Genomic DNA, 6090 nt, shown 5'->3' with positions numbered 1-6090 from the left:
CTGCCCGGGGGGGCCGTGGGCTGCGGGGCGCGCCGACGCGGTAGGGGGCCGCGCCGGGGGAACCGCCCCCGGGGCGCGGCCCTCGGCGGTCCCGCCGGCCGTCCTCGGCCGGACAGGACCCTAGCTCCTGCGCATGGCGGCCTTGACCTCCTCGGCGCTGGCGGCCAGCAGCTCCCGGATCTCCGGGCGGGGGTGGTCGGTGGCCCACTGTGCGAGCTGGATCATCTTCTCGGCCGTCGGGTTGATGTGATGGGTGTCGGGGTCGTTGAAGCCCAGCGCGGGCAGCATCCAGTCCGACTCCCGCACCCGCTGCTCCAGGGTGGCGGCGGCCTCCTCGGCCGTCATCCGCTTGGCGTCCACGGCCTCGCACAGCTCGGTGAGCTCGTCGAAGGCCTCCTTGTAGAAGTCCAGCGGGCACCACAGCCCCGGGTACGGGTTGTCGTCCAGGGCCTGGCAGTGCGTGTCGTCACCGGTCTCCTTGGTCGCGGTCAGCGCGTTGAGGATGCGCTTGCCGCCGATCACGCTGGCCGAGGCCCAGATCCGGAACACCGAGTTCCACAACGGGTAGTGGGAGAAGGAGATGAACGAGTTGTTCACCAGCCGGTCGTTGTAGTCCAGCAGGCCCTGCTCCAGCCGCTCCACGTAGGCGAACCGCTCCAGCGAGAAGTCGTCCTCGCGCAGCGCCGCCATCAGCCGCCAGGACAGCGCGTTGATGATCTCGCAGGTGTTGGACAGCCCCCGGGAGAACAGCGGGTCGATGAACCCGGCCGCGTGCGACATCAGGCACCAGCGCTCGCCGACCGTCCGGGTCGAGGAGTACTGCATCCGGTCCGTCCGGACCCACTCGCGCACGCTCCGGGCGCCCTCCAACTGCCGCCGCACCGCGGGGAAGCGGTCCACGTGGGACCAGAACTCCTCCTCGGCGGTGAGGTCCTGGCGCGCCGGGTACGTCCTCGGGTCGAGCTGGATGCCCACGCTGCACAGGGGATTGGTGGCCCCGGGGTGGTTGTCGAACGGGATGATCCACATCCAGCCGCGCTCGAAGATGTGGTGCATCGTCCCGTCGTTCCACGGCACCGGCGGACGCAGCCCGTCGGGCGTGTCCAGGTGGTCGTCGATCGCCTCCACCCCGACCATGTGCGTGAAGATCGAGCGCGCGTGGTGCTTGAGCCGGCTGGGCTCCTCCCGCAGCCCCAGCTGCTTGGCCAGCGGCGAGCGGAACCCGCTGGCGTCGACCAGGTAGCGGGCGCGGTAGCTGCTGCCGTCCGCGCCGACCACCGTGACCCCGTCGTCGTCGAGGTCGACGCGCTCCACCCGGTAGTCCTGCCGCGCGTCGCAGCCGTAGCGGACAGCGGTGTGGAACATGTACGCGTCGGTGTCCTGCCGGAAGAAGTGCGCGGCGTTGCCGACGATCCCGGGGATGCGGAACTGGCTGGTGAGGTTCGGGTCCGGCTCCTCGCCGTCCTCGTGGAACATGAACCCGAAGTTGCTCTTCTGCCCGTGCGCGCTGCTCACGTTGGCCAGCACGTCCTCGAAGCTCGCCAGGTGGGCGATCTCCGGGATCCCGTACCGGTCGGCGATCAGCCGCAGCACCACCAGCGTCTGCCCGATGGTCGACTCGCCGACGGCGAACCGGGGGTGGTGGGTGCCGTCGAGCAGCAGGACGCGGAAGTCCTGCTTGGCCAGGATCGAGCCGAGCATGGTGCCCGACAGGCCGGTGCCGACGATGACCACGTCGTACGGCTGTTCCGCCTGCGGTGCGGCGTGCTCCGTCACGTCGTTCTCCCTTCCGTTCAGGCGGACTTGACGCCGATGGCGAAGTGGTCCCGGGTGATGGTGTCGGTGGCGGTCACCCGGTCGACCGTGAAGCCGGCCTCCTCCAGGTAGTCGCGGGCCTGCTGGAGCGAGTACGCGGAGCTGTCGTCCCGGATCATGGTGTGGTTGATCCGTTGCAGCAGGACCTCCGGGTCCCGCTCGTCCGGGTCGATCATGGCGTCGTAGAGCACCACCGCGCCGCCGGGCCGCACCGCCTTGTGGGCGCGCCGCAGCAGCTCCCGGCGGTCGTCGACCGGCCAGTCGGGCAGCACGTGGCCGAGGATCACCACATCGGCCTCCGGCATCGGGGAGGCGAAGAAGTCGCCGCCGTGGAAGGTGACCCGGTCGGCCGTCCCGGCCGTGCTCACCAGCTCGTCGAAGAGCGGGCGCAGCGCCGGCAGGTCGAAGACGGCGCCCCGCAGGTGCGGGTGGGCCGAGGCGATCCGGGAGGCCACGTTGCCGCGCGCGCCGCCGACGTCCACGAAGGACGTGTAGCGGCTCCAGTCGAGCTGGCGGGCCAGCTCGTCCGCGGTGAACCCGTTGTGGGCGTCCATGTGCGCCATGACCTGGCGGGCGCGGTCGAGGTCCTCGTAGTGCTTGGGGTAGGCCAGCGGACCCTGCGCGGCGACGGCGGATTTGGCCTTGCCGTCGCGCAGCGCGTCGGTCAGCTGCGCCCAGGCGTGGAAGTGCAGCCGGGCGTGCTGCTGGGCGGTGCCGCCCAGGTAGGTCGGAGCGTCCGGGAGCAGGAACTCCTCGGCGAGCGGGGCGGCGCGGTAGCGGCCGTCCTCGGCCGTCAGCAGGTCGAGGCCGACCAGGGCGTCCAGGAAGTCCTTGAACAGCCGGTGGTCGACGCCCAGTTCGGACCGGATCTCGTCGACGCCGGCGGAGCGGTCCGCCAGTAGCTCGAAGAGGCCGAGCTCCACCGCGCTCTGGAGCGCCTTCGCTTGGAAGTAGGCGGTGTTGAGTGCGACGATCCGGCGCGCGCGGGCGGCGGGGCTGCCGGTGACTGAAGTCATCTTCTCCCTCTCTCGGTGTGCTGCGGGTGTCGTGCGGGTCGTGCGGGTCGTGCGGTTCTCAGGCGGCGCCGAACCAGGTGGTCGCGGCGTGGCGGAGCTCCTCGCGCCGCGCCGGGGGCCCGGCCCAGGCGACGTAGCCGTCAGGGCGGATCAGGAAGGCGAGGTCGGGCTCCGCGCCCGCGACCTTGGCGGTCACGGTGGTGACGCGGTCGGCCCAGGCGGCCAGTGGCGAGGCGGCCGGTGGCGAGGCGGCCGGTCCGGGGTCGGGCAGCAGCAGCAGCCCGCGCGCCTCGGTGAAGCAGCCGCTGATCCGTCGGCCGCCCCCGGCGGTGAGCAGGTCGGCGTCCGGCATCCGGCGCCCGACCGACGGGTGGTCACCCGTCCCGTAGGCGACGTCGAAGCCGGACAGCATCCCGGCGATGTGGCGGTTGGTGTCCGGCAGTGCCATCAGCTCGCGGAAGGTCTGGCGCAGCGCGTCGTACCTCGGGTCCGGGTCGATCAGCACGGCCTGGGTCCGGGTGTTGCGCACCACGCCGTCGGCGACCGGGCGCCGCTCGCCCTGGTAGCTGTCCAGCAACTCCTCGCCGCCCTGGCCGCGTACCACGGACGCGAGCTTCCAGCCGAGGTTCACCGCGTCCTGGATGCCGAGGTTGAGCCCCTGCCCGCCGGCCGGCAGGTGGATGTGCGCCGCGTCGCCGGCCAGCAGCACCCGGCCGCTGCGGTACGCCCCGGCCAGCCGGGAGACGTCGGTGAGCCGGGACAGCCAGGTGACGTCGTGCATCCCGTGGTCGCCGCCGGTGTGCTCGACCAGGGCCGCGCGCATCTCCTCCTCGGTGACCGGCGCGTTGCGGTCGGGGAAGGGCTCGCCGAACCAGGCGACGGTGGCCCGGTAGACGTCCGGCTTGTGCTGGAAGGCGCCGAACCAGGACCTCTTCTCCGGGTTGACCAGACCCACCGGGCGCATCGGCCCCAGTCCCTCACCGCGCGGCAGCTCACCTCGGAACCGCATGTCCCCGATCAGCGCGTACATGTGCGGGTCCTGGCCGGTGAAGGCGATCCCCGCCTGCCGGCGTACGGTACTGCCGCCGCCGTCGCAGCCGACCAGGTAGCGTGCCCGGACGGTGCCGGTCCCGGTCTCGACGGTCACGCCGTCCTCGTCCTGGGTGAAGCCGGTGACGGGAGCGCCCCGGACGATCCGCACGCCGAGTTCCCGCGCCCGCTCGGCCAGCAGCTCCTCCGTGCGCAGCTGCGGCACCAGCAGCACGTACGGGTGCCGGGTGTCGAACTCCTCGAACCGCATCGGCACGCCCAGGCTGGCGAAGTTGCCGCCCTTGAGCAGGCCCGCGCCCTCCAGGAACCGGTCGAGCAGCCCGCGCAGTTCCAGCAGTTCCACGGTGCGGCCCTGCATGCCCATGGCCTTCGAGTGTTTCTCCGGCTCCTCCCTACGCTCCACCACCAGCGTCCGGGCACCGCCCAACGCCAGCTCGCAGGCGAGCATCAGGCCCGTCGGCCCCGCACCCGCCACCACCACATCGCAGTCCATCGCGCCCTCCGCTGCCGGCTCCTGTACGACGGGCCCACCGTGCCAGCGCCGCTTCGAGCCGGTGTCCAGCGCTCTTGGCAGCCCTGGCGCGGGCGGGGCACGAAAGCGGCTCGAAGGGCGACGCCTAGCGTCGGCGGAATCCCTGATCCGACCGATGTGAGGACCCGTCATGCCCTTCACCGCGAACGAGGCCGCCTACCTGGCCTCGCAGTCGCTCGCCCGCCTGGCCACCGTGGACGGTCGCGGGCAGCCGCACGTCGTCCCGCTCGGCTTCCACTACAACGCCGGCCTCGGCACCATCGATGTGACCGGTCGCGGCATGGCCCGCAGCCTCAAGTACCGCCACGTGCAAGAGAATCCGAAGGTCTCGCTGGTCGTGGACGACGTGCTGGACCCGGCGGACTGGGTGGTCCGGGGCCTGGAGATCCGCGGCACCGCGCAGGCGCTCCCCACCGGCGGCAAGGAGGTCCTGCCGCACGTCGACGACGAGCTGATCCGGATCACCCCGGAGCGGATCGTCTCCTGGGGCATCGACTCCGACTGCCAGGCGCCGCCGCTGGCCCGCACCGTCGCGAAGGGGGCCCGGGCATGATCGAGCGGCTGCCGAAGTTCCCCTGGGACGTCCTGCTCCCCTACCGCAAGCTCGCCGCCGCCCACCCCGACGGGCTGGTCAACCTGGCGCTCGGCGACCCGGTGGACCGGACGCCGGCCGTCGTCCGCGCGGCCCTGGCCGCCGCCGCGGACGCCCCCGGCTACCCGTCCACGGAGGGTACGCCGCAGCTCCGCGAGGCCGTCGCGGCATGGCTGCTGCGGCGCGAGGGCGTGAGCGTGGACCCGTCCGCGGTGATCCCCGCGGTCGGCACCAAGGAGCTGATCGCCTGGCTGCCCACCATGCTCGGCCTGGGCCCCTCCGACGTCGTCCTGGTGCCCGAACTCGCCTTCCCCACGTACGAGGTGAGCGCCCGGCTGGCGGGTGCCCGGCTGGTCCGGACGGCCTCGCCGCTGGACTACGACGGCCCCGCCCCCAGGGTGGTCTGGCTGAACTCCCCGTCCAACCCGGAGGGCCGCGTCCTCGGCACCGCCGAGCTGCGCGCGATCGTCGGCTGGGCGCGGGAACGCGGCGCCCTCGTGGTGAACGACGAGTGCTACCTCGACCACGTCTGGGAGGGCGAGACCCGCTCGGTGCTGCACCCCGAGATCAGCGGTGGCAGCCACGAGGGGGTCCTGGCCGTGCACTCGCTCTCCAAGCGCTCCAACCTGGCCGGCTACCGGGCCGGGTTCGCTGCCGGGGACCCGGCGGTGATCGCCACGCTGCTGGAGGTGCGCAAGCACGCCGGACACATGGTGCCCGCCCCGGTGCAGGCCGCCATGGTGGCGGCGCTCGGCGACGACTCGCACCTGGCGGGGCAGCGCGGGAGCTACGCCCGGCGGCGGGCCGTGCTGCGCGCGGCGCTGCTGGAGTGCGGCTTCCGGATCGACCACTCGGTGGGCGCGCTCTTCCTCTGGGCGACCAGGGACGAGCCCTGCTGGGTGACGGTGGGCGCGCTGGCCGAGCTCGGCATCCTGGTGGCGCCCGGGGAGTTCTACGGCGAGGCGGGCGCGCGGCACGTCCGGGTGGCGGTCACCGAGACCGACGAGCGGGTCGAGCAGGCGGTGAAGCGGCTCGCCGCGGCCTTCTGACGGACGGAGTGGACGACGGCGTCGGTCCCCGAGACC

At 72.8% G+C, this 6090-nt stretch carries 5 protein-coding genes; 2 read left to right on the top strand and 3 right to left on the bottom strand.

Going from position 1 to position 6090, the window contains the following annotated elements:
* Nucleotides 1-120 precede the first annotated feature (120 nt).
* The 3 genes from ACFVHI_RS36795 to ACFVHI_RS36785 are packed head-to-tail and all read right to left on the bottom strand — an operon-like array spanning nucleotide 121 to nucleotide 4374.
* Nucleotides 121-1776, bottom strand: a complete 1656-nt coding sequence (locus ACFVHI_RS36795; RefSeq protein ID WP_380346393.1) for an NAD(P)/FAD-dependent oxidoreductase — start codon at nucleotides 1774-1776, stop codon at nucleotides 121-123.
* 17 nt (nucleotides 1777-1793) lie between these two features.
* Nucleotides 1794-2831: a methyltransferase gene (locus ACFVHI_RS36790; RefSeq protein WP_380346391.1), complete on the bottom strand. Its 1038-nt coding sequence runs from the start codon at nucleotides 2829-2831 to the stop codon at nucleotides 1794-1796.
* Between the two features lie 58 nt (nucleotides 2832-2889).
* Nucleotides 2890-4374: an FAD-dependent monooxygenase gene (locus tag ACFVHI_RS36785; RefSeq protein ID WP_380346389.1), complete on the bottom strand. Its 1485-nt coding sequence runs from the start codon at nucleotides 4372-4374 to the stop codon at nucleotides 2890-2892.
* A 169-nt stretch (nucleotides 4375-4543) separates the two neighbouring features.
* Between ACFVHI_RS36785 and ACFVHI_RS36780 the strand changes: the two genes are divergently transcribed.
* Together ACFVHI_RS36780 and dapC are read left to right on the top strand one after the other, a co-directional pair.
* Nucleotides 4544-4966: a PPOX class F420-dependent oxidoreductase gene (locus ACFVHI_RS36780; protein ID WP_063346335.1), complete on the top strand. Its 423-nt coding sequence runs from the start codon at nucleotides 4544-4546 to the stop codon at nucleotides 4964-4966.
* Nucleotides 4963-6054, top strand: a complete 1092-nt coding sequence (gene dapC, locus ACFVHI_RS36775) for a succinyldiaminopimelate transaminase (RefSeq protein WP_380346387.1) — start codon at nucleotides 4963-4965, stop codon at nucleotides 6052-6054. Before ACFVHI_RS36780 ends, dapC begins: the two co-directional genes overlap by 4 nt.
* Nucleotides 6055-6090 lie beyond the last annotated feature (36 nt).

The sequence above is a fragment of the Kitasatospora sp. NPDC127121 genome, from assembly GCF_042677305.1.
Taxonomy (GTDB): Bacteria; Actinomycetota; Actinomycetes; order Streptomycetales; family Streptomycetaceae; genus Kitasatospora.
This window is presented reverse-complemented; position numbering and strand designations above follow the sequence as displayed.

Excerpts from the sequence above, each read along its gene's own strand:
- ACFVHI_RS36780 (WP_063346335.1), top strand. The coding sequence starts at position 4,544 with ATGCCCTTCACCGCGAACGAGGCCGCCTACCTGGCCTCGCAGTCGCTC.
- ACFVHI_RS36785 (WP_380346389.1), bottom strand. The coding sequence starts at position 4,374 with ATGGACTGCGATGTGGTGGTGGCGGGTGCGGGGCCGACGGGCCTGATG.
- ACFVHI_RS36790 (WP_380346391.1), bottom strand. The coding sequence starts at position 2,831 with ATGACTTCAGTCACCGGCAGCCCCGCCGCCCGCGCGCGCCGGATCGTC.
- dapC (WP_380346387.1), top strand. The coding sequence starts at position 4,963 with ATGATCGAGCGGCTGCCGAAGTTCCCCTGGGACGTCCTGCTCCCCTAC.